Source organism: Hoylesella marshii DSM 16973 = JCM 13450, assembly GCF_000146675.1.
Taxonomy (GTDB): domain Bacteria; phylum Bacteroidota; class Bacteroidia; order Bacteroidales; family Bacteroidaceae; genus Prevotella; species Prevotella marshii.
Genome location: NZ_GL397214.1, coordinates 1,553,400 through 1,573,671 on the forward strand (window position 1 = coordinate 1,553,400; position 20,272 = coordinate 1,573,671).

At 48.3% G+C, this 20,272-nt stretch carries 19 protein-coding genes; 18 read left to right on the forward strand and 1 reads right to left on the reverse strand.

Annotated features, from left to right (window positions below; translation table 11 throughout):
* The first annotated feature begins 185 nt into the window (after positions 1 to 185).
* From HMPREF0658_RS06485 to HMPREF0658_RS06520, 9 genes are all read left to right on the forward strand, one after another.
* On the forward strand, positions 186 to 1,034 hold the full coding sequence (locus HMPREF0658_RS06485; RefSeq protein WP_006949523.1) for a hypothetical protein: 849 nt from the start codon (positions 186 to 188) through the stop codon (positions 1,032 to 1,034).
* Positions 1,035 to 1,181: 147 nt separating this feature from the next.
* Positions 1,182 to 2,798 carry a hypothetical protein gene (locus HMPREF0658_RS06490; protein WP_006949524.1) on the forward strand — a complete coding sequence of 539 codons (1,617 nt, stop codon included), beginning with the start codon at positions 1,182 to 1,184 and terminating at the stop codon, positions 2,796 to 2,798.
* A gap of 28 nt (positions 2,799 to 2,826) precedes the next feature.
* Entirely contained in the window at positions 2,827 to 3,447 is a 621-nt protein-coding gene (locus HMPREF0658_RS06495; protein ID WP_006949525.1) for a hypothetical protein, read from the forward strand.
* Between the two features lie 85 nt (positions 3,448 to 3,532).
* Positions 3,533 to 3,751, forward strand: a complete 219-nt coding sequence (locus tag HMPREF0658_RS11860) for a hypothetical protein (protein ID WP_081439472.1) — start codon at positions 3,533 to 3,535, stop codon at positions 3,749 to 3,751.
* Between the two features lie 311 nt (positions 3,752 to 4,062).
* Positions 4,063 to 5,277, forward strand: coding sequence for a DUF6261 family protein (locus HMPREF0658_RS06500; protein WP_006949527.1), 1,215 nt, complete (start codon positions 4,063 to 4,065; stop codon positions 5,275 to 5,277).
* Between the two features lie 154 nt (positions 5,278 to 5,431).
* The gene (locus tag HMPREF0658_RS06505; protein ID WP_006949528.1) at positions 5,432 to 6,739 is read left to right on the forward strand and encodes a hypothetical protein; all 1,308 of its coding nucleotides are present in this window, start codon (positions 5,432 to 5,434) and stop codon (positions 6,737 to 6,739) included.
* 108 nt (positions 6,740 to 6,847) lie between these two features.
* A complete protein-coding gene (locus HMPREF0658_RS06510) occupies positions 6,848 to 7,795 on the forward strand; it encodes a hypothetical protein (protein ID WP_006949529.1) in 948 nt (315 codons plus the stop codon).
* A gap of 43 nt (positions 7,796 to 7,838) precedes the next feature.
* Positions 7,839 to 8,417 carry a hypothetical protein gene (locus tag HMPREF0658_RS06515; protein ID WP_024991113.1) on the forward strand — a complete coding sequence of 193 codons (579 nt, stop codon included), beginning with the start codon at positions 7,839 to 7,841 and terminating at the stop codon, positions 8,415 to 8,417.
* Positions 8,418 to 8,670: 253 nt separating this feature from the next.
* Positions 8,671 to 9,810, forward strand: coding sequence for a hypothetical protein (locus tag HMPREF0658_RS06520; RefSeq protein ID WP_024990793.1), 1,140 nt, complete (start codon positions 8,671 to 8,673; stop codon positions 9,808 to 9,810).
* Between the two features lie 7 nt (positions 9,811 to 9,817).
* Here the strand turns inward: HMPREF0658_RS06520 and HMPREF0658_RS11520 are convergent, their stop codons facing one another.
* Positions 9,818 to 9,964 (reverse strand): hypothetical protein, encoded by a 147-nt coding sequence (locus HMPREF0658_RS11520; RefSeq protein WP_006949532.1) that lies wholly within the window; start codon positions 9,962 to 9,964, stop codon positions 9,818 to 9,820.
* A gap of 584 nt (positions 9,965 to 10,548) precedes the next feature.
* Here HMPREF0658_RS11520 and ispD point away from each other — a divergent pair.
* The 9 genes from ispD (at position 10,549) to HMPREF0658_RS06565 (ending at position 20,270) form a co-directional block, all read left to right on the forward strand.
* Positions 10,549 to 11,301, forward strand: a complete 753-nt coding sequence (gene ispD, locus HMPREF0658_RS06525; RefSeq protein WP_024990794.1) for a 2-C-methyl-D-erythritol 4-phosphate cytidylyltransferase — start codon at positions 10,549 to 10,551, stop codon at positions 11,299 to 11,301.
* 109 nt (positions 11,302 to 11,410) lie between these two features.
* Positions 11,411 to 12,457: a galactitol-1-phosphate 5-dehydrogenase gene (locus HMPREF0658_RS06530; RefSeq protein ID WP_006949534.1), complete on the forward strand. Its 1,047-nt coding sequence runs from the start codon at positions 11,411 to 11,413 to the stop codon at positions 12,455 to 12,457.
* Positions 12,444 to 13,121 (forward strand): ribulose-phosphate 3-epimerase, encoded by a 678-nt coding sequence (locus tag HMPREF0658_RS06535; protein ID WP_006949535.1) that lies wholly within the window; start codon positions 12,444 to 12,446, stop codon positions 13,119 to 13,121. Before HMPREF0658_RS06530 ends, HMPREF0658_RS06535 begins: the two co-directional genes overlap by 14 nt.
* A 595-nt stretch (positions 13,122 to 13,716) precedes the next feature.
* Positions 13,717 to 14,868, forward strand: coding sequence for a UDP-galactopyranose mutase (gene glf, locus HMPREF0658_RS06540; protein WP_006949536.1), 1,152 nt, complete (start codon positions 13,717 to 13,719; stop codon positions 14,866 to 14,868).
* 65 nt (positions 14,869 to 14,933) lie between these two features.
* Positions 14,934 to 16,016 (forward strand): acyltransferase family protein, encoded by a 1,083-nt coding sequence (locus HMPREF0658_RS06545; protein WP_006949537.1) that lies wholly within the window; start codon positions 14,934 to 14,936, stop codon positions 16,014 to 16,016.
* Between the two features lie 70 nt (positions 16,017 to 16,086).
* Positions 16,087 to 17,202, forward strand: a complete 1,116-nt coding sequence (locus HMPREF0658_RS06550) for a DegT/DnrJ/EryC1/StrS family aminotransferase (RefSeq protein ID WP_006949538.1) — start codon at positions 16,087 to 16,089, stop codon at positions 17,200 to 17,202.
* A 5-nt stretch (positions 17,203 to 17,207) separates the two neighbouring features.
* Positions 17,208 to 17,897: a WbqC family protein gene (locus tag HMPREF0658_RS06555; protein WP_006949539.1), complete on the forward strand. Its 690-nt coding sequence runs from the start codon at positions 17,208 to 17,210 to the stop codon at positions 17,895 to 17,897.
* A gap of 25 nt (positions 17,898 to 17,922) precedes the next feature.
* Positions 17,923 to 18,540 (forward strand): GNAT family N-acetyltransferase, encoded by a 618-nt coding sequence (locus HMPREF0658_RS06560; protein WP_006949540.1) that lies wholly within the window; start codon positions 17,923 to 17,925, stop codon positions 18,538 to 18,540.
* Positions 18,537 to 20,270: an HAD-IIIC family phosphatase gene (locus HMPREF0658_RS06565; RefSeq protein ID WP_006949541.1), complete on the forward strand. Its 1,734-nt coding sequence runs from the start codon at positions 18,537 to 18,539 to the stop codon at positions 20,268 to 20,270. Before HMPREF0658_RS06560 ends, HMPREF0658_RS06565 begins: the two co-directional genes overlap by 4 nt.
* The last annotated feature ends 2 nt before the right edge of the window (positions 20,271 to 20,272 follow it).

Genomic DNA, 20,272 nt, shown 5'->3' on the forward strand with positions numbered 1-20,272 from the left:
GAGACGAGCTGAGTGCCCTATCGGGCAGACATCTGACAAATCTATCTAAAATCAAATAAATCATAATTTTAAATGAGAAAAGATTTGAACGATTTGAATTCGATTTATTCACATACGGTCTATCAACCCTTCTGCACCGATAGGCGCACTCAACAAACAATAACAAACCGAACATTTTAAACAATATGAAGAAGCTAACAATCCTATCATTTGCCATCGCTCTGATGGGCATCATGGCAGCAATGCCGGTAAGGGCACAGCAATTCCGTTTCTGTGAGAACGAGTACACTGCCGATGCCACCATCCCGCTCGGCGGAGGCACGGCAACGTGGAACCAAGCCAAAACAACGCTCACCCTGAAGAACGTTAAAGCAGAGAACGTATCCGGCTACTTCATTTTTTGCGAAGGCCTCGCCAACCTGAAGATTGTGCTCGAAGGCAGCAACAGCGTGAAGTGCAGTAATTGTTTTCTCCTTTGGAAGGGTGGAAACACGGAAATTTTGGGCAAAGGCTCGCTTACGGTGTATTCCAACAGCAACGAGGCCATCTACATGGGAGACCATACTGCCCCTCGCACGCTCACCATCAAAGACTGCACGCTCGACGTGCAGGGAAAAGAAAAGAGCATCTCAGGTTATTGCAACGGAGACAATACGGAGACCCTCAACCTCGTGGTAGACAACGCCACGCTCAAGGTGAAAGGTGCCACAGGTGGTTGGGGCTGGAAAGATGCTGGCATAAGCTACCTCAAATCCTATCAGCTGAAAAACTGCCACATCAGCACCGTCGGCGTAAAGTTCGGTAAGCAAAGCAACTTCACCTATTATGAACTCCTTGGCACCGATGGCAATACGTACTATGGCGAGGTGGAAATTGTTCCGGGCAAAGCTCCCACCGATATCTCTGCCGTAACGGCCGACGCATCGCAAGGTAAGCGCGGCATCTACACCCTCGACGGCATACGCTTCAACGGTACACTCAACGACCTCCCCGCCGGCATCTATATCATAAATGGCCGCAAGGTGGTGAAATGATACACTAAAAATCTCGGCTGAGTGCGCCTGCAGCGAGACGTGTTGATGAGCCGTCTCGCCAAAGCCGACTCGATAGGTACGGATTGATAAATAAAAATCACCCGATTTAAGAAACAAATAACCATCAACCTTTAAAAACAAACAACAATGATGAAAAATCAAATTAAAAACCTTTTGGTTGTAAGTCTGTTGTTCGGAGCGCTCCTGCCACAAACGGCCAACGCTCAACTGGGCGGTCTGCTCAAGAAAGTGAAGAAAACCGTCACCGAGACGGTGGAAAGTACCGTGAAAGAAGAGAAACAGAAAGTAGAAAACAAAGTAAACAACAAAGTGCAGCAGTTGCAAGACGGCGTAAGCAACACCGTGGAAAGCAGCGTGCGGAACGCGTCGGATGCGGTGAAAGGTGTAACATCCCTCGGTGCGTCGTCTTCTCGCAACACCTCGTCGTCATCATCGGGTAGCGTATCGTCCTCGTCGGGCAGCCTCGGCCGAAACATGAGCACCAACGTGGGCAACGGGCCGAAGGTATATGTGAGCATGAACCGCGGTTCGGCTCGCGGTGCCGGCACGCAAGACAGTCCCTACCGCGACTTGCAGAAAGCCATCGACAACGCCGAGGAAGGCAGCGTCGTTTGCGTGGCCGAAGGCAACTATCTCGGAAAGCTCGACTGCGGCTACATCGAAATTAAGAAGTACATCAAGGTGGTCGGCGGCTATAGCGACAACTTCTCGGAGCGTAACCCGCTGCAGCACGTCACCCGCATTCAGCCCACCAAGGAGCAAAACGGCACCAACGGTTCGCGCGGTCTCTTTACCATCGATGTGAAAGGCAATCCCAACGGCGAGGTGCTCATCGACGGTTTCTTGCTCGACCTCGGCATGCAGAACAACTACCAGCGTGCCGACCCCTCCGACCCGCGCTGCGGATGCTGCGAAGGCTGTGAGACCGGACGCATCACCCCGGGTGGCGAAGTCAACGGCCTGTCGCACCAGCTGATGAAAGGCAATACCGAGGGACGGCTCATCGTGCGCAACTGCGTCTTTGCCAACGGCCTCTACTTCGGTTTGCAAATGACCAACCTCGGCGGCCATTGGGAGATATACAACAACGTGTTTATCTCCAACGTCTATGCCGCATGCAGCGTTTCGGGCGCAGCAGCCATGGGTAAACCCATCTCCGCCTCGGTAGACTTCCACCACAACACGGTGCTCTTTTCGTGGTGTCGCACGAAAGAGATGGAAGACATGGGCTACGGCTATCGATACATGATTGGCGTCCATGGCGACGTGCACGACAACATCTTCGGATGCAGTAACCTCGGTGCCCTCGACCGCACACACATCGACTCCAACAAAGCCCACGAGGCCGACCGCAAGACCTCGGCCTACAACAACATGTTCTTTATGAACGCCGCCGACCTCGTACTGCCCTCCACGGGCGGCAAGTGGACGCTCGTCAAGGCCGCACGCTTCGACGAAGTAGACCAGATGGCCAAATGCGAGGGCAACATCGAAGCCCCCCAAAACAGCAACATCCTCAAAAAGATAGACCCTGCCTACCTCAAGGGATTCGCTACACTCAAGGTGGTTAGCAACACTTCCTTTGATGCCAACTCGGCCGCCAACCTCTATCGTCAGGTCAACGGCATGAACATGCAGGGCACATCAACCACACGCGTGTCGATGTATGGCAATCGCTACGATGCCGACAAAGCCCTCTCGCTCTTTGGCGCAGAAAGTCGTTACGGCGCACAACTACCATAAATAAGCCAACAATTTTAATAACAGCAATATGAAAAGACAAACAATCTTTGCAAGCGCGGCGAAAGCAGCTTTCGCCCTTGCAGCAGTAGTAATGATGAGCACCGTATTTACCTCGTGCTCGAAAGACAACGACGAACCGAAGCCCGAACCGAAGGCCAACACCGTAACCATCGACGGCGCAGAGAGACCCATCGTCAAGGCCGAATACGCAGACATGGACGACGGCGACTACTGCCTCGACCTCTACGCATCCGATGACGATAATAAAATGGTGGAAATTCAACTGAACAAAGACCTGCATATGACCGGCAGCGCCATCGACCTGACCCAAAAGGAAGCGAACCACGACGGAAACTACAATTGGTTGGTAGAATACGATAAGCCCGACGACACTAAGCTCATCTATACTTACGGCAGGCCCGGCAATGATTTCCCCGTCTTCACCACCGGCACGCTTACCATCAGCGGCTCGCCCGAAGGCACCATTAACATCAAGCTCGAAAACGGGCGCGTAAAAGGCAAAGACGGCGCGGAACATACCCTCACCATCAGCTACAGCGGCACGATGACGAAATATGTAGCCCCCGAGCCGAAGGAAAACACCGTGACCATCGACGTCGCAGAGAGACCCATCCTCAAGGCCGAATAAGAAGACTGAACAAAGACCTGCATATGACCGGCAGCCCCGTAGACCTGACCAAAAGGAAGCGAACCACGACGGAAACTACAATTGGTTGGTAGAATACGATAAGCCCGACGGCAATAAGCTCATCGATTCTTACGGCGCCCCCGGCGAGGATGACTACCCCGTCTTCACCACCGGCACGCTTACCATCAGCGGCTCGCCCGAGAGCACCCTCAACATCCGGCTCGAAAACGGGCGCGTAAAAGGCGAAGACGGCGCGGAACACACCCTCACCATCAGCTATAGCGGCACGATGACGGAGTTGTAAACGCCCCACGCCCGCGCCCCCCGAAACAAGGAAACCAAAGGGGCGCGGGGCTTCCAACTACTTGGAAGCCGGTAAAAAACACTCAAGACCCCAAAAGTGACCCTCACAACGTGCAAAAAATGGCTTAAAAACCCAAAAGTGACCCTCACAACGTGCAAAAAATGGCTTAAAACCCCAAAAGTGACCCTCACAATGGGCAAAAAATGGCTTAAAAGCCCAAAAGTGACCCTCACAATGGGCAAAAAATGACTTAAAAGCCCAAAAGTGACCCTCACGACATATTAATCATTATCAATTAAAACACTAAAAAAATGTTATTAAAAGAAATTCAAAAAGCTCGTCTCCGCAACATGGAGCACTACCAGTTTGGCATTCACATCTACGAAATGTGCAAAGAAGCCAACATCGAAAAACTCAACACCCTGCTGCCCGCGCTCAAAGTGTGCATAGAGGGCGAGGCCGAGGCACTGAACCTGCCCCGCGGACAAGAGTTTATAACCGAAATCAGAGAACTCGACGCCGTGCGCGACGAAAGCTATCGCGCCCTGCAACTGTGCGTAGAATTGGCTAAACACAAACGCGCCGCCGACATAAAGAAAGCAGCCGCCGAGGTGGAAAAAGTGATGAAACGCTATCCGGGCGTGGCTACGCAGAGCAACGATGCCGAAACAGGCAGCATCAAAAACCTTGTGGTAGACCTGAACGACGCAAAAGTGAAACCCCACGTGCTGAAAATCGGAGCCAAGGCCGACCTCGACCAGCTGGCAGCCGATAATGAGGCATTCGACAAAATGTTTCGCGCCAACTTCATTGATACCACGCTCAACAGCGCGTTCGACATCAAAAAGCTGCGCGCCACCACCGATGTAGCCATCAATGCCGTGCTGCGACGCATCGACTCGCTCGACGACCTCGAGCCCGAAACCGTAGGTCTGGTAGCACTCGTAAATCGATACAACAGACTTGTCGAAAACCGCCAAACCACCCTGGCCATGCGCAAAGCAGCCGCCGAGAAAAAGAAACCCAGCGACGGCGAGAAACCCAAAGACAAAAAAGGAAAGAAGGGCAAGAAGGAAGAACCCGACACGGGCGGCGACGTGAAACTACCCGCCGAGGGCGGCATCCTCGTAGACAACAGCCTGAAAACACTGCGCAAAGCCATCATCGCAAAAGCCACCGAAGGGGAATACTACCTCGAACTGCGGCTCGATGAGGAAAGCAAAGAAAGCTTCTGCGTGAACTTCAACCCCCTCACAGGCAACGAAAAAGCCATCGACATGACCCGCGAAAGCACCGTCGTCTGGGCATTGTCCTACAACAAAGGCGGCAAACGCCTCTTCTACGCCGACGGCAGCGGCCAAAAACACAAATGCGATGCCGGCACCCTGCTCTACGACATCGACGTGGAAAGCGGCCACTATCAGGTGAGCATCACCGATGCACGACTGAGCCACGGCGAGATAGGCGACGGCAAACCCCACACATTCGCCCTGCGCATCAACGGCACGGCCGAGGTGAAGAAATAATACGATTAAAAACAAACAACACTCAAAACAATTTAACCCAACGCCCGAGCCTCGACACGGTGTTGCTCTGAAAAGAGATTTAGCAGGGGGCAAGTTGAAAGTATGATTAAAATCAATCAAATAATAACGGTATCGGCAGCCATTGCGCTAACATTTGCCATCGCAACGCCCGCAGAGGCGCAGTTGGGCGGTCTGCTCAACAAGGCCAAAAAAGGCGATTAAGAAAAACGTAGAGAAAATCGACGACAACACGACCGCTACCCCAAATAACAGTCGCAAAGGCAAAAGGGAACGGGCGGAATCGCTGGTTGTTCTGCACCAAGAGGATTTCAATCCCTCGGAAGCCGCGCTGGCTGCAAACCCGCTTGCCAAGAGCGAAACCGTGCCCGAGAAATTCTCGAAAAGCTACAAAGACCTGTATGCCGCCTACGAGCATCTCGATTCGTATTATTTCCCGCTGCAACCCTACTACAAATATCCCACCCTATATGCTTTGGGCGAGGAGCAACTCATTTACCCGTGGGCACGCTTTCTTAAGGAGGCTAAGAAAATTCTGGCTTTCCCTGTGGGTACCACTCTGGGTGATATCACAATAGGGCTTGTAGGCTACGACGACGGAGTGACAGAACTTGTTTCGGCAGACGGACAGAAATTGGCAATGCACGCCGACGAGTTTTTCCGCTATCCCATGGCAGCACGCTTCTTTGCCGACCCCAACTGCGACGAGTCGGTGTGGAACCTTGCCATGTTGCTTGCCTACAACAACGGTCGCTTCAGGGCAGTGAAAGCATATACCACGACACAAAACTCCGGCGTGGCAGATGCAAAGCGGGGATGGATGTTCCCCTACAGCGATGGAGGGGAATGCAACGAACGTGAAGCGCTGATGAAACTCATGGCACGCTCTGTTGTAGACATCGACCTTATTGCCAAATGCGTGCTGCAACTCTATCAAGGCATGGAGAGCGAGAAAGAGGCTACCAAAAAGGCACTCTATTTGATTGCTGCCAACGAACTGTATAAACAAGTGCTGATGGAGCACGATAAATTCTCCGCGAACTCCTCGAAGCTGAACAAGCAACTGATGTACTACACCCGTTACAACGGCACCCCCGAATATTCTGAGATTGTCGACGCAGCCATCGTGAAGCCCGAACCGCCTACGATGGCCCTCAAGCCCGGTGCCTTGGATAAGCAACTCAATGCTCAAGTGCTGCGCATCATCCGGCAGCAATATCCGGACATTATTCGCGTGGTGGTTATCAACGATGCGTGGAAAGTGCACACCAACGGCATTGTGCCCACCGACCGCGCCGTAATGGCATGGGCTGTTTATCGCAATAAAAAAGGTAAACTCGAAGCTCACGACTACAGTTTCTGCCAGGATTATCAAGGCGGTGGCAGATATGGCGCCCTGCGCTACAAAGGCGTCGGCACGACTACAGTTTATGTAAAGCAGTAAGCACCAACAACGTAGCATCCTATATAATGTAAACCCCAACGCCCAAGCCCCCGCAAGGCGTTCCCTCTCTCTCAACAAGAGAGAGGGTTATCGGGGGCAAAAACGATAATGAAAAAGTATTTACTAAAAAACAAGTTGGCAGCCACAGCCGCACTACTGTTTGCGCTGCTCGCCCTGCCCGCAACCATGCTGGCACAAGATTTATCTTTTGGCAGCGTAAAAGTAACGTATGCTAACTGTAACAACCTTGTAGATGCTTTTAAAACCTACTATAAAAATATAGGCATCTTTGGCAACGCCTTCTGCAATGCCAGCGGAACGGTGAAGTACGACTTCGCCACCAATACCCTTACACTCAACAATGCCAACATCACCCTCACCACCAATCCGGGAACAGTCAACGGCATCGTATTTAATAGCGATATGGACGTGCTGAAGGTAAACCTCATCGGCCACAACGTTATCAACAGCGGAACGGCAGCCTTTCACCAAACGCGCAACGTCAACACCGGCCGCGACCCGGAGCTTATTTTTACCGGAACAGGCACGCTGAAAATAACCAACAAAGGCACGCTAAGTAGCAAGTATGCCGGCATCAATCTGTATGCCGACGGTAAAATGTCGGTGCAATGCAAAGAACTCAGCGTTACCAGCATAAACGGCCTGGGCATAGGTGCCAACTATAACTACGCCTCTAACGGCAGGCTTACGCTGAGCATCGGCAACAGCGCCACATTGATAGCCAAAGGTAAAGCAGGTTCTATTGCGAAAGTCAACAACTTTTCGATGGGCAGTAGTTTAAAGTTTCACAAGCCTGCGGGCGCACGCTTTAACAACAGCAAGCACGCCGTGTGCGACGCCACCGGAAACGTGATAACTGCCGAGGTGGTATGTGCCCCCAGCAACTGGGTTCCCTCCGGCATCGAAGCCATAAAAGCCGACATACCCGCCACGCGTCAGGGCATCTACACCCTTGACGGTGCTCACCTCGACGGCGAACTGAAAAACCTGCCCCAAGGCATCTACATCGTAGACGGTCGCAAGGTAGTGAAATAATACATTAGATAAACAACTTAATCCATTTAAAATTAAAATGTATATGACAACAAAAACAATCTTCGCAAGTTGTGCGAAAGCAGCTTTCGCCCTTGCAGCAGTAGTGATGATGAGCGCAGCATTCACCTCGTGCTCGAAAGACAATGACAACAACGATGGCAGAACGACTCCCCTGCCGGAGCCCAAGGCGCAGACCATGACCATCGACGGTATAGAAAAGCCTATAACCAAAGCTACTTACGAAGATAGGGGCACCGACAAGTGCTGGCTTCGACTCTTTCCCAGTAACGACGAGGACGAGGTTCTGAAATTAGAACTGTCCATAACACGCCACATCACTGGTAAACTCATCGACCTGACCCAAAGAGAAAAGCCTGTAAATGATACGGAATTGTATTGGTCGGTAAGATATTTTGTGAACGGTCATAACACCACGCTTTTGGGCAGTTGGGGCAATCCCGATGCTTCCTCTCCCCTCTTTACCACCGGCACGCTCACCGTGAGCAATCCGACCGGCAACAGCTTCACCATCGTGCTGAGAAACGGGCGCGTGATAGGCATCAACGACGGCAAGGAGCACACCATCACCGTCAGCTACAGCGGCCCGATAACGAAGGAATAAAACACCCTTGGTTTTCCTCCCCTCGGGGAGGAAAACCAAGGGGACGCGGCGCTTCGTAGCACATGCCGGAGGGTCAGACTTCCAACAAGAGCAGAGGCGTGCGACAGACGGCATCCGTTTCTTTTCATCATGATTCTCATAATAACCATGCTTGTTTTGTCCACGCTTTGCTCTTCCTCTCGAAAGAAAGGCCGAACCACATTCAATATCTATGGAGAGAGACTCTTTCATTCACCATTCAAACATAAACAAAATGATTTTTACCAACAACCTCATCACCTTAACATTGCTTGCTCTATGCAGTTTGCCTATATGTGCACAGCCGTCCGTCAGACAAGATAACGTGGAAGTGCGCGTGGCCGCTAAGACTTTTAATGCCGCCAAGAGCTTTCTCGGAACAAAGATAAATGCCGACGACACATGGACAGACGTAGGAAACACCTTTACTCATAACCCCAATTTCAAAAGCCATGCTCAAAGAAATGTGCTGTGGTTTCCCGATTACCGGCTGCAACCTTTCCAATCTTCTGCCAAAGCTAAGGCGGCTGACCCGCAAGCCGATTCCAAAAAGATAGACAGAGGATTTACGCAAGACTACTCGCACATTCATGCCTTCTACGAACACCTCAGTAAATGGTATTACCCGTATCAGCCGTATTACCACTACCGAGACTTCTATTGGATGCACAACGACGACGACAACAAACGGATGCTCACGGAGTTCAATCACTTTGCCAAACAGGTGGTGGCCTCCACGGGGCGCCGTCCGGCAAAGTTCGCCTACCACGCCGTGACCCTGCCCGACGGTACCCATGCCCACGTACCCTACGATGAGCGGTTCCGCACGGCATGGACAGCACTCTACCTATCTAACCCCACCAGCATCAAAGCTTTCCAATACTATGCCATGACGCTCCTGTCTACCGACCCCATATTGGCTCATTGCTTCGAGAACGTAGCCCCTGCCGCGAAAGGTGGGAAGTACACAACTCCTCATCGAGAACAGTTTGAGAAGATGCGCACAAACAGAGACAAGATGACACTCATCATGGCGGCCAACTACTTGAAATACGAAGACTTGTGCCAATTTATCCAACGCAACTTCCAACGCTTCGAGACGGCAGAGACCGCCTACGGTAAGCTGTTGGCCGGCTGGGTAGGTCACGTGACCTATCAGAATGTATTCAAAAACCACCGTAACCACAAGGAAGACAGCGCAGAAGTGCAAACGTTCAACCGCCTTGACGCAGCTTTCCTGAAAGGTTATCCGGCTTTACGCGACCAATTAGCGAAAGAGACCGGTCTATGGTCTGCTCCTGTCGCCGATACCAAGTGCTCCGCCACAGAGAAGAAATGGCCTGTGGGCAAGCGTGGCAAGGGACGTCGCCGGTAACAAACGTCTACGGGCAGTTGTCGGAAGGAGAAACGTCTCCGTCGGCAATGGAGGCGCAGATGGCAACAAGATTGCTTTTTTCATCATCATTTTCCCTAAATTCCTCTTTCGCAGTCTCGTTACGCCATTCCTCCTTCCGCAATTTGCCCTTCATTAGAGATATTTCATTTTATTCGTTTTTATTCATTTGTTTCGGCAATTACAGACTAAAGCGTTGCCGCTTAGGCTAAAGTGATTGCTTTGTTTTCAAGTTAGTTTGTCCTCAAGGTCGCTGTGAAGCCATACCTTGAGGTTTTTTCATCCTCCCTCTATCCGTTTGTCACACACGCCAGCTCCGTCATTGTGGAGCACAACAATACCATATCATAATGGTACGAGGTGTAATGTAAGCTCTGCAAGAGCGCAACATGTCAGTCCAGCGTGCAGCGCTGGGTAGATGATGTTCCCCTAAATGGAGCGCTGTAGGTGCGACAGAATCCCACAACCGATGCGATTTGCTGTGAGAAAGGTTGCCGATCCATCCACATAAAACGCCATCCGTACGCGGTACAAACGGCATCTGTACAGAGAACGAATGCGGACTTATCATCCGTAACTTTACGACCTTAAACTCCCAATCGGTCATGAGCGGCTGTACCGATTGGGGGTTGAACGGGGAGGAATCGGCATGTTAAAGTAAGTAAATAGGAATATCGGTCAATGGAAAATGCGTATTTTCGCAAGAAAATACAGGCAGCGATGCACGAAAATATAGCTCCAAGACCCGCACGAGGTGGAGAACACATTGCCATCATCCTCTCAGGAGGTATTGGCTCGCGTATGGGAACAGACCGTCCCAAGCAGTACATTGAGGTGCAGGGTCGTCCTATTATCGCCTATGCCATCGACGCCTTTGCTCGGCGCAACGACATAGGTCGGATTGTGGTCGTGGTCGCCAATGAATGGAAATCCTACGTGGAAGCCGCGTTGCAGCACGTAAAGCAGCCCATTGCCTACGCATCGCCCGGGGCAACCCGCCAACTTTCCGTCTTCAACGGGCTGGAGGTGTGCCGGACGCAAGGATGTGCAGACAATGCCATCGTTATCATCCACGATGCTGCACGTCCGCTCCTCGGTGCCGACATCATAGACCGTTGCATCGCCGGCATTGAGGAAGGCTACGACGGTGTGCTACCCGTCGTGCGCGTGAAAGATACCATCTACCAAAGCGAAGATGGGAAAACCATCAGTCGCCTGCTGAACCGGCAGCAACTCTTTGCCGGGCAAGCCCCCGAAAGTTTCAGGTTAAAACCTTATTATGACCTGCACACAAGGATAAGCCCAAACGAATTGTTACGCATCAACGGCAGTTCGGAAGTAGCCATACTTGGCGGATTACGGGTGAAGATAGTAGAAGGGTCGGAGCGTAACTTCAAGATTACCACCCCCGAAGACCTGTCTCACTTCCGCCAGCTATTGGAAAGCGAGACCGGCGATACGGCCATGCGATAACGTCGGCTCTGCAGGCGACCGTTCCCTCCCTGCCCTCCGCGGCAGTCGCCATGGGGAGAAAAAGAGGAACAACCTGCCGCAAAGAGGGGCGCAGTTTCAACATACAAGCATGAAAGCAAACGTTTTATACCATATCGGAGACCTACGCTATACCGATGTAGCCCTACCGGAGCTGCACGACGGCGAGGCACTCGTGCGCGTCCGAGCCTGCGGTATTTGCGGGTCAGACGTGGCACGCGTTTTCACGACCGGTACTTACCATTTTCCCACCATCATAGGCCACGAGTTTTCAGGCGAGGTCGTCGAAACATACTCTGCGGCAGACGCAGAGTGGGTAGGCCGGCGCGTATCTGTTTTCCCCCTGATACCTTGTCGTCACTGCGATGCCTGTCACCACGGGCAGTACGAGATGTGCACTTGCTATAACTATCTTGGCTCGCGCACAGATGGTGGTTTTGCCGAATACGTAGCCGTGCCCGTATGGAATCTCTTTCGGCTTCCCGACAGCGTATCCTACGAAGAGGGTGCCATGATGGAGCCGGCTGCTGTGGCCATGCATGCCTTGAAGATAGCCCGCGTCGGCATGGGCGATACCGTAGCCATCACCGGTCCGGGAACCATCGGCATGATTCTGACGCAACTCATTCAACGAATCGGCGGTACGAAAGCGGTGTTGATAGGACGCACACAGGCGAAGTTAGACTATGCTCGGCGTATAGGCATCCGGCATGTATGCAACTCCGGAACCGAACATGTGGCAGATAGGGTCGGTCAACTCACCGGAGGGCGTGGAGCAGACATCGCTATCGAGGGCACAGGAGCCAGTGAGCCGATGAACCTCTGTCTGAATCTGGTACGGAGTGAAGGCCGCATCGTGGCCATGGGCAATCCGCAAGGCGACATGCTGTTTCGCAAAGATGCCTATTGGAAATTGCTAAGAAAACAACTCACTCTTCGGGGCACATGGAACTCCACCTATGGACTCGGCCGCGACGATTGGCAGGATATATCGGCATTGCTCGCCGAGGGAGCACTGAACCTGCGGGGACTCATCACCCATCGGTTACCCCTCGCCGAGCTACAACAGGGGCTGTCGCTCATGCGCGATGCCGCAGTCTACACGAACAAAGTAATGATTGTCGATGAACAAGGATAGGAAAAACAAACTCTCGGTGTCGCTCATGTGTGCAGACCTGATGAATTTAGAGCGAGACATCCGCCGGTTGGAAAGGTTGAACGTGGACTACCTGCATGTAGACATCATGGATGCGAAGTTCGTACCGAACCTTACTTTCGGGCCGGACACCGTGAACAGCATCCGGTGCATCAGCCACCTGCCCCTCGATATCCACCTACTGATGGAACATCCGAGCGTGATTATCAGGTCGGTGGATATACGGGAAGGCGACATCGTGACCCTGCACCACGAATGCAAGGACAGCATGTTGGAAAACATCGCATTCATCAAGCAGCGGCATGCTTTGGTGGGTCTGGCACTCAACCCCGACACCTCAATAGAGGAAGCACGCAAGTATCTGCCCTATACGGATGTGGTGTTGCTGATGCTCATTGTACCAGGGTTTGCCGGCTCAACCATGATTCACGGCATCATGGACAAGGTGAGGAAAACGCGCGAATACTTGGAAAAGAAAGGTTACGACAACATACGGATAGCCGTGGACGGCAGCGTGAGCCACGAAAAGGCCGAAATGATGGCCGCGATGGGGGCAAGCGTGTTTATAGGAGGTACGGCCGGCGTGTTCATCAAAGGCAAGGAGATAGAGGAAACCGTGCCGCTGTTTTATCGAGCGATACGATGATACGCAACAGCAAAAACCACCGCCCATGTAGGCTGATGCACCCCAAGCCCCAAGAAGGTAGTAGATGACAAGGCGATCGTTTAGAAGTGGCAATCTTCGCCAAACCTGTTGAGAAAAGGGAAAGAATGAGGGTATAAGGGGCATAAAATAAGTTAATAAGGTTATAGGTTGAAGAAATTTGTTTATTTTTGCAAACATATCACATAGGTCTACACCGATTTGTACAACTCTGCGGGCAGGAAAGTCGCCCTAAGGCGGAGGAGTGGATGGGTGGGGAAAGTGCATCTTTCCTTTACTTTTCTGTCGTTTCAGCAAGATAGAAGAGGAGGAGAGATTGTAGAGAGACGGCATAGAGGAACCGTCTTGTCGGTGACACTACCCCGCACAAGAGCAAAGAGGTTGCCTGCCCGATATGCTTTGCCATCCGCTCATCTCAGACAAGACCAAGCTCGCGAGTCATAAAAAATCAAAGTACAAAGAGATTGCTTACACAGAAAATCCGATGGAGATACCTCAATAAGGCTTCTTTCTGCAAACTGTCATGCAACCGGCATCCCCATCGGGAATCGATTCACAAACCATTATCTGTATACCCATGAAAAGTAAGACATACGACTATCTGATAGTCGGTGCGGGACTTTTTGGTGCGACATACGCCTATTTCGCACGGAAAGCAGGGAAGAAATGCCTCGTTATAGACAAACGGCCACACCTCGGGGGGAACATCCATTGCCACGAAGTGGCAGGTATTCACGTGCATCAATACGGGGCGCATATCTTTCACACGTCGAACAAACGGGTATGGGAGTTCGTCACATCGCTGGTGGAATTCAACCGCTATACCAATTCGCCCGTAGCCCACTATCGGGGGAAGCTGTACAACCTGCCTTTCAATATGAATACGTTCTACCAAATGTGGGATGTCACCACTCCCGAAGAGGCATACGCGAAGTTAGAAGAACAGCGTGCAGAGGCTGTGGAAAACATGAGGATGGCCGGTGCGATAGAGCCTCGGAACCTCGAAGAGCAGGCGCAGTTGCTCATAGGAAAAGACATCTACGAGCGCCTCATCAAGGGCTATACGGAAAAGCAATGGGGGCGGCGATGCACAGACTTGCCGGCTTTCATCATCAAACGTCTGCCCGTGCGCATGGTATTCGACAATAACTACTTCAACGACCGGTACCAAGGCATCCCTATAGGGGGGTATAATCGACTCATCGATGCGTTGCTTGAGGGAGTGGAAACACGTGTGGAGGCAGACTTTTTCACCGACAGGCAAGCTTGGGAGGCCATGGCCGACAAGATTGTGTTTACGGGGAAAATAGACGAGTATTACAACTATCGGTTCGGAAAGTTAGAGTATCGCACGGTACGCTTTGAGCAGGAAACACTCGACATGCCGAACTATCAGGGTAATGCTGTGGTCAATTATACCGATGCGGAGGTACCTTTTACCCGCATCATTGAGCATAAACACTTTGAAATGTTCGGCGCAGAGGTTTACGAAACGCCCGAGACGGTGATTTCGCGCGAGTATTCCACGGAATGGAAAGAGGGCATGGAACCCTATTACCCCGTGAATGACAACCGCAACACAGCCCTCTACAAACAATATGAAGCACTGACACGGTCAGAGGAAAATGTGGTTTTCGGTGGCAGATTGGCTGAATATAAATACTATGACATGGCTCCTATCGTGGAAAAAGTGATGGGGCTATGGCCAGAAAGTTCGCAAGAGGTATAGGAATCGTTGGCTCATCTGCAGGAAACGAAGTGTTGGCAATGATAGCATAAAGTATAGAATTTTCTATGAAAGAGCAACTCATCAACTCGAAATGTAATGATATCACGATAGCTAAAGGTATCGGTATCATGTTGATGGTTGTAGGTCATTCCGATTCTGTAGCCTTTCTTCATTACTTTATCTATTATTTCCACATGCCTCTTTTCTTCTTCTGCAGCGGCTTCTTTTTCAATAGGAAAACGTCCGTCTATGAGTTCACAAAGAAAAGAATCAAGGGTTTGTATCTCCCTTATGTGAAATGGACATTATGCATATTCTTACTGCATAACATGTTCTATACTCTAAATATCTATAATGAGGCGTTTGGTACCTCGCCTTATTCCTCAACGTACTTCGGTCTCCATGATTTCAAGCACTATATTATCCCGCTTTTCATCAATATGAATGGAAGTATCACAAGGATTTTAGGGGGATTTTGGTTTATAAAGGTATTGCTGTGGAGTGCTATCATCGTGAGGTTGATAGGCAGATTAACGACATCTAAAGAGCGTGTAGTGGGACTGATTTTGGGCTTTGCTATCATAGCAGTAGTATCTCGTAAGTACAGCATCAACATTCCGGTGATAGAAGATATATCCATTGTCTGCTTAGGCATTGTGTTCTACTTGTGCGGTTATTATTGGAAGAACAAAACACAAAAAAAACAAAACTTCCGTTATTTTAACAGTCTAATACTGTTAGGCACTCTGTCCCTCCTTGCACTGAGCTTTATATGGCCGGCATCTATGTTCTGTGATTATCTGATGATCTTTCCTTATGTGGGCGTTGCGCTCATAGGTATTTATATCGTTTTGGGGGTCTCGGCTTATTTAGACCGAAGGAAGCCCCGGCTATTGTACTATATAGGAAATAACACATTGACCATCTTGGGGCTTCACTTCTTGGCATTCAAGATTGTGGCACTCATCCAAATCTATTACTATCACCTCGATTTTACCTATCTTGCCAAGTTCCCCGTTGCATGGAGCGGGCAAGATGGTGGGTGGTGGATACTCTATTCCATAACGGGCATTGCCATCCCTGTGGGTATAAAATGTATTTATGATAGGATAAGGAACCAAACTGCGAAGTGTCTCAATGCGACTTAGAGGGTCGTAAAGACCTTTATCATCAATAAGGTGACGACTGAGTCACTGATACGACACAAACGAATCATTTATGGACAAAAATCATATCATTACCGTAACATCGCCCTTGCTCCCCTCCCTCGATGAGTTCAACGACTTGCTGAAGGAGATTTGGGAAAGCAAATGGATTACCAACAATGGGACATTTCACCAACGATTAGAGGACGAACTGTGCAAGTATCTCGGCGTACCGTATATCAGTCTTTTCACCAATGGCACACTACCGCTGATAACTGCGCTTCAGGCCATGCATATTACAGGCGAAGTGATAACGACACCCTACAGTTTCGTGGCAACGACCCACGCCCTGTGGTGGAACGGTATCAAACCCGTATTTGTGGATATTGACCCGTGCACAGGTAACATTGACCCGAGTAAAATAGAGGCAGCCATCACACCGCGCACTACAGCCATCATGCCCGTACACGTCTACGGAAAACCCTGTGATGTGGAGGCCATCCAAGAGATAGCGGACAAGTATGGATTAAAAGTTATCTATGATGCAGCTCACGCTTTCGGAGTAGAAGTAAACGGTAAGAGCATCATTAATGCTGGAGACATGGCCACGTTGAGCTTTCATGCCACAAAGGTGTATAACACGGTGGAGGGCGGCGCCCTTGTAATGCACGATGAAAAAACAAAAAAACGCATAGATTACCTGAAAAACTTTGGTTTTGCAGGTGAAACAGAAGTAGTCGCCCCGGGTATCAATAGTAAAATGGACGAAATTCGCTCGGCTTATGGACTGTTGAACCTTCGACAAGTAGATGCCGCTATTACCGCACGGCAGAAAGTGGCTATTGCCTATCGTAAGGCCTTGCGCAACGTCGACGGCATTTCTTTCTGGAATGATATGCCCGGTGTCCGCCACAACTACAGTTACTTCCCCATCTTCATCGATGCAGAAAAATATGGTATGACCCGCGATGAACTTTACATTAAAATGAGAGGAAAAGGCATCTGGGGACGCCGTTATTTCTATCCCCTAATAAGCGAATTCTCCACCTACCGTGGATTAGAAAGTGCCAATCCTACCAATCTTCCGCAAGCCACAAAGATGGCAAACAGCGTAATCTGCTTGCCGATGCATCACGCCTTGAGCGAAGAAGACATCCAAAGGACCACTGATTGTGTCACTAATATTTAAATCTTATGAAAGTAGGAATCATGCAGCCTTATTTTATGCCATATATCGGCTATTGGCAATTGATAAATGCTGTAGACAAATACGTTGTATATGATGACGTGAACTATATAAAAAAAGGTTGGATTAACCGAAATAATATCTTGGTTAATGGGGAGGGGAAACTGTTTACAGTTTCTTTAAAAGAGGCTTCACAGAACAAATTGATAAATGAAATAGATATCTGTGATGATTTTAGTAAGTTGTTGAAAACGCTTCATTTCTCTTACTCGAAAGCACCATACTATCATACTGTTGCAGAGCTGATGCAAAAGATATGTGCATTCCCAAATAAAAACTTAGCGGCTTTCTTATACAATAGTATCCGAGAGGTATGTAATTATCTCAGCATAGATACTGAAATCGTGCTTTCTTCAGATATAGAAAAAGATAACTCGTTAAAGGGACAAGATAAAATATTGTATATATGCAAGCAATTAGATGCAACAGAGTATTATAATGCAATCGGGGGAAAAGAACTATATGATGAAGTGTCGTTTACAGCCAATAATATCAAACTATCCTTTTTAAGGACAGAATTTAAAGAGTATTCACAGTTTGAACACCCATTTATCAAAGGATTATCTATCATTGATATGCTGATGTTCAATTCGGTTGAAGAGATGCAAAAGCATTTAAATTATTATGTTTTAGAATAAGGCTATAAAATAATTATTTAAGACAATGCTTAAAGGAGAAACTATTTATTTGAGAATGTTAGAGCCAGAGGATTGGGAACTAACCTACAAATGGCATAACGATACGGAGATACAACGCCTTACTTGTGGCCCGATACGTATTGTATCAAAGGAAATAGAGAAGGCATGGGTAAATTCAAAAGCAACAAATAACCGTAATGACCTCTATCTCGCGATATGCCTAAATTCAGATAACAGAATGGTGGGATATACTTCGATAAGCGAGATAGACAATTTTAATCAGTCATGTTTTTGGTCGGGATTGGTTATCGGTGATAAAAAGAGTCAAGACGGATTTGTGTTAACAGAATGTACATACTTGGTTTTGGATTATATTTTTACTCAAATGAATATGCATAGGGTTATAGATACATGCTTGGTAGAGCACCTTTTTTCAAATGCTTTAGCTTATGCCTGTCATTTTCAGAAAGAAGGAGTTGAACGAGAATCCATATATAAGAATGGGCGTTTTAATGATGTGGCAACCTATTCATTGCTACAAAGCGAATATTTGGAACATAAGAAAAAAGGAGATTATGAGGTACATTCATTGATGGTGAATCTTGCGACACATATAAAACGATTAAAAAAATCGGAACAATGATTTCCTTTAAAGAGCTAAAAAAGAATTTAAAGAAAGAGGCAGAAATATTACCTCAGGTAAAAGTAGCACTGGTAGGAGATACTGCAACTCAATTCCTTGCAACCGGCATACGGGGAATGGGAATAGAACGCGGCTATAACATCCATTTATTTGAAGCAGAATATAATCAAGTAGAAAGACAACTCCTCGACTCCACAAGTGAGTTGTATGAGTTCGATGCCGATTATGTCGTTGTTTTTCAATCCACTCATAAGCTCGCAGAAAGACACAGTCTGCTTAGTTCGAAAGAACAAAAATGTTTAGCGGATGAGCGCATCAGATTTATTACGGAATTTTGTGGGAATCTTCTGCGTAAGAATAAAAAAATTATCTATTTCAATTATCCGGAAATAGACGATACTGTTTTTGGAAGTTATGCAAATAAAATTCCATCATCTCTACTGTATCAAACTCGCAGATTGAACTACAAATTAATGGAATTATTACCGCAATATCCCAATTTGTTTATTTGTGATATTGCAGGATTACAAAATAAGTTTGGGCGTAATATGATGTTTGCTCCCAATATCTATGTAAGCACAGAAATGGTCTTATCTGTTGATGCAATTCCTTATGTAAGCAGTAGAGTTATAGATATAATTGCTGCATGTCAGGGACAATTTAAGAAATGCTTAATACTTGACCTTGATAATACATTATGGGGTGGTATCATTGGTGATGACGGCATCGAAGGAATTCAGCTTGGGCATGGATTAGGTATCGGAAAAGTCTTCACCGAATTTCAGATGTGGATAAAGAAATTGAAGCAACGAGGAATCATTATCTGTATTGTATCGAAGAATGATGAAGAAAAAGCAAAAGAACCTTTCAAGAGGCATCCTGACATGATTCTGAAGCTTGAAGATATTGCGGTCTTTCAGGCAAACTGGGAAACAAAGGTAGACAATATCAGGACAATTCAAAAGATACTAAACATCGGCTTTGACAGTATAATATTCTTAGATGATAATCCCTTTGAGCGAAATATTGTCAGAGAGAATATTCCAGGCATTACTGTCCCTGAACTTCCAGAAGATCCGGGAATGTATTTAGAGTATCTTTATTCTTTAAACCTTTTTGAGACCGCCTCTTATAGCGCTCTTGATAAAGACAGGACTCAACAATATCAGGTAGAAGCACAGCGCGTTTCATTTAAGAAAACATTTACCAATGAAGTCGGATTTCTACAGTCTTTGGGGATGAAATCTTCGGTTACAGGATTTACGGCATTCAACATTCCCAGAATTGCACAACTTTCACAGCGAAGCAATCAGTTCAATCTTCGTACAATAAGATATACGGAATCTGATATTGCAGGTATGGCAAATAACCAAAAGATCATAGACATGGCTTTCACGTTAGAAGATAAGTTCGGAAACAATGGTCTTATTGCAGTGGTTATAATGAAAGAGACTGAGCCTACAACATTATTTATAGACACTTGGTTTATGAGTTGCAGGGTTCTTAAGCGTGGAATGGAAGACTTCATCCTAAACAACATGGTGGAGGTTGCCAAGATAAAGGGATATAAAAAAATTGTAGGTGAGTATCTGCCAACAGCTAAAAATAAGATGGTAGAACACCACTATACCTCTTTAGGCTTTAAAAAGATAACCGGAACAAAAACAGCACGATATATTCTTGATACAGATGAATACCAAACAAGAGCATGTCTCATTCAAAGAAAGTGAAT

Coding starts and splice junctions, on each gene's coding strand:
- glf (WP_006949536.1), top strand. CDS start 13,717: ATGAAAAGTAAGACATACGACTATCTGATAGTCGGTGCGGGACTTTTT.
- HMPREF0658_RS06560 (WP_006949540.1), top strand. CDS start 17,923: ATGCTTAAAGGAGAAACTATTTATTTGAGAATGTTAGAGCCAGAGGAT.
- HMPREF0658_RS06545 (WP_006949537.1), top strand. CDS start 14,934: ATGAAAGAGCAACTCATCAACTCGAAATGTAATGATATCACGATAGCT.
- HMPREF0658_RS06530 (WP_006949534.1), top strand. CDS start 11,411: ATGAAAGCAAACGTTTTATACCATATCGGAGACCTACGCTATACCGAT.
- HMPREF0658_RS06495 (WP_006949525.1), top strand. CDS start 2,827: ATGAAAAGACAAACAATCTTTGCAAGCGCGGCGAAAGCAGCTTTCGCC.
- HMPREF0658_RS06515 (WP_024991113.1), top strand. CDS start 7,839: ATGACAACAAAAACAATCTTCGCAAGTTGTGCGAAAGCAGCTTTCGCC.
- HMPREF0658_RS06510 (WP_006949529.1), top strand. CDS start 6,848: ATGAAAAAGTATTTACTAAAAAACAAGTTGGCAGCCACAGCCGCACTA.
- HMPREF0658_RS06485 (WP_006949523.1), top strand. CDS start 186: ATGAAGAAGCTAACAATCCTATCATTTGCCATCGCTCTGATGGGCATC.
- HMPREF0658_RS06490 (WP_006949524.1), top strand. CDS start 1,182: ATGATGAAAAATCAAATTAAAAACCTTTTGGTTGTAAGTCTGTTGTTC.
- HMPREF0658_RS06535 (WP_006949535.1), top strand. CDS start 12,444: ATGAACAAGGATAGGAAAAACAAACTCTCGGTGTCGCTCATGTGTGCA.
- HMPREF0658_RS06555 (WP_006949539.1), top strand. CDS start 17,208: ATGAAAGTAGGAATCATGCAGCCTTATTTTATGCCATATATCGGCTAT.
- ispD (WP_024990794.1), top strand. CDS start 10,549: ATGCACGAAAATATAGCTCCAAGACCCGCACGAGGTGGAGAACACATT.
- HMPREF0658_RS06550 (WP_006949538.1), top strand. CDS start 16,087: ATGGACAAAAATCATATCATTACCGTAACATCGCCCTTGCTCCCCTCC.
- HMPREF0658_RS06565 (WP_006949541.1), top strand. CDS start 18,537: ATGATTTCCTTTAAAGAGCTAAAAAAGAATTTAAAGAAAGAGGCAGAA.
- HMPREF0658_RS11520 (WP_006949532.1), bottom strand. CDS start 9,964: ATGAAGGGCAAATTGCGGAAGGAGGAATGGCGTAACGAGACTGCGAAA.
- HMPREF0658_RS06520 (WP_024990793.1), top strand. CDS start 8,671: ATGATTTTTACCAACAACCTCATCACCTTAACATTGCTTGCTCTATGC.
- HMPREF0658_RS06500 (WP_006949527.1), top strand. CDS start 4,063: ATGTTATTAAAAGAAATTCAAAAAGCTCGTCTCCGCAACATGGAGCAC.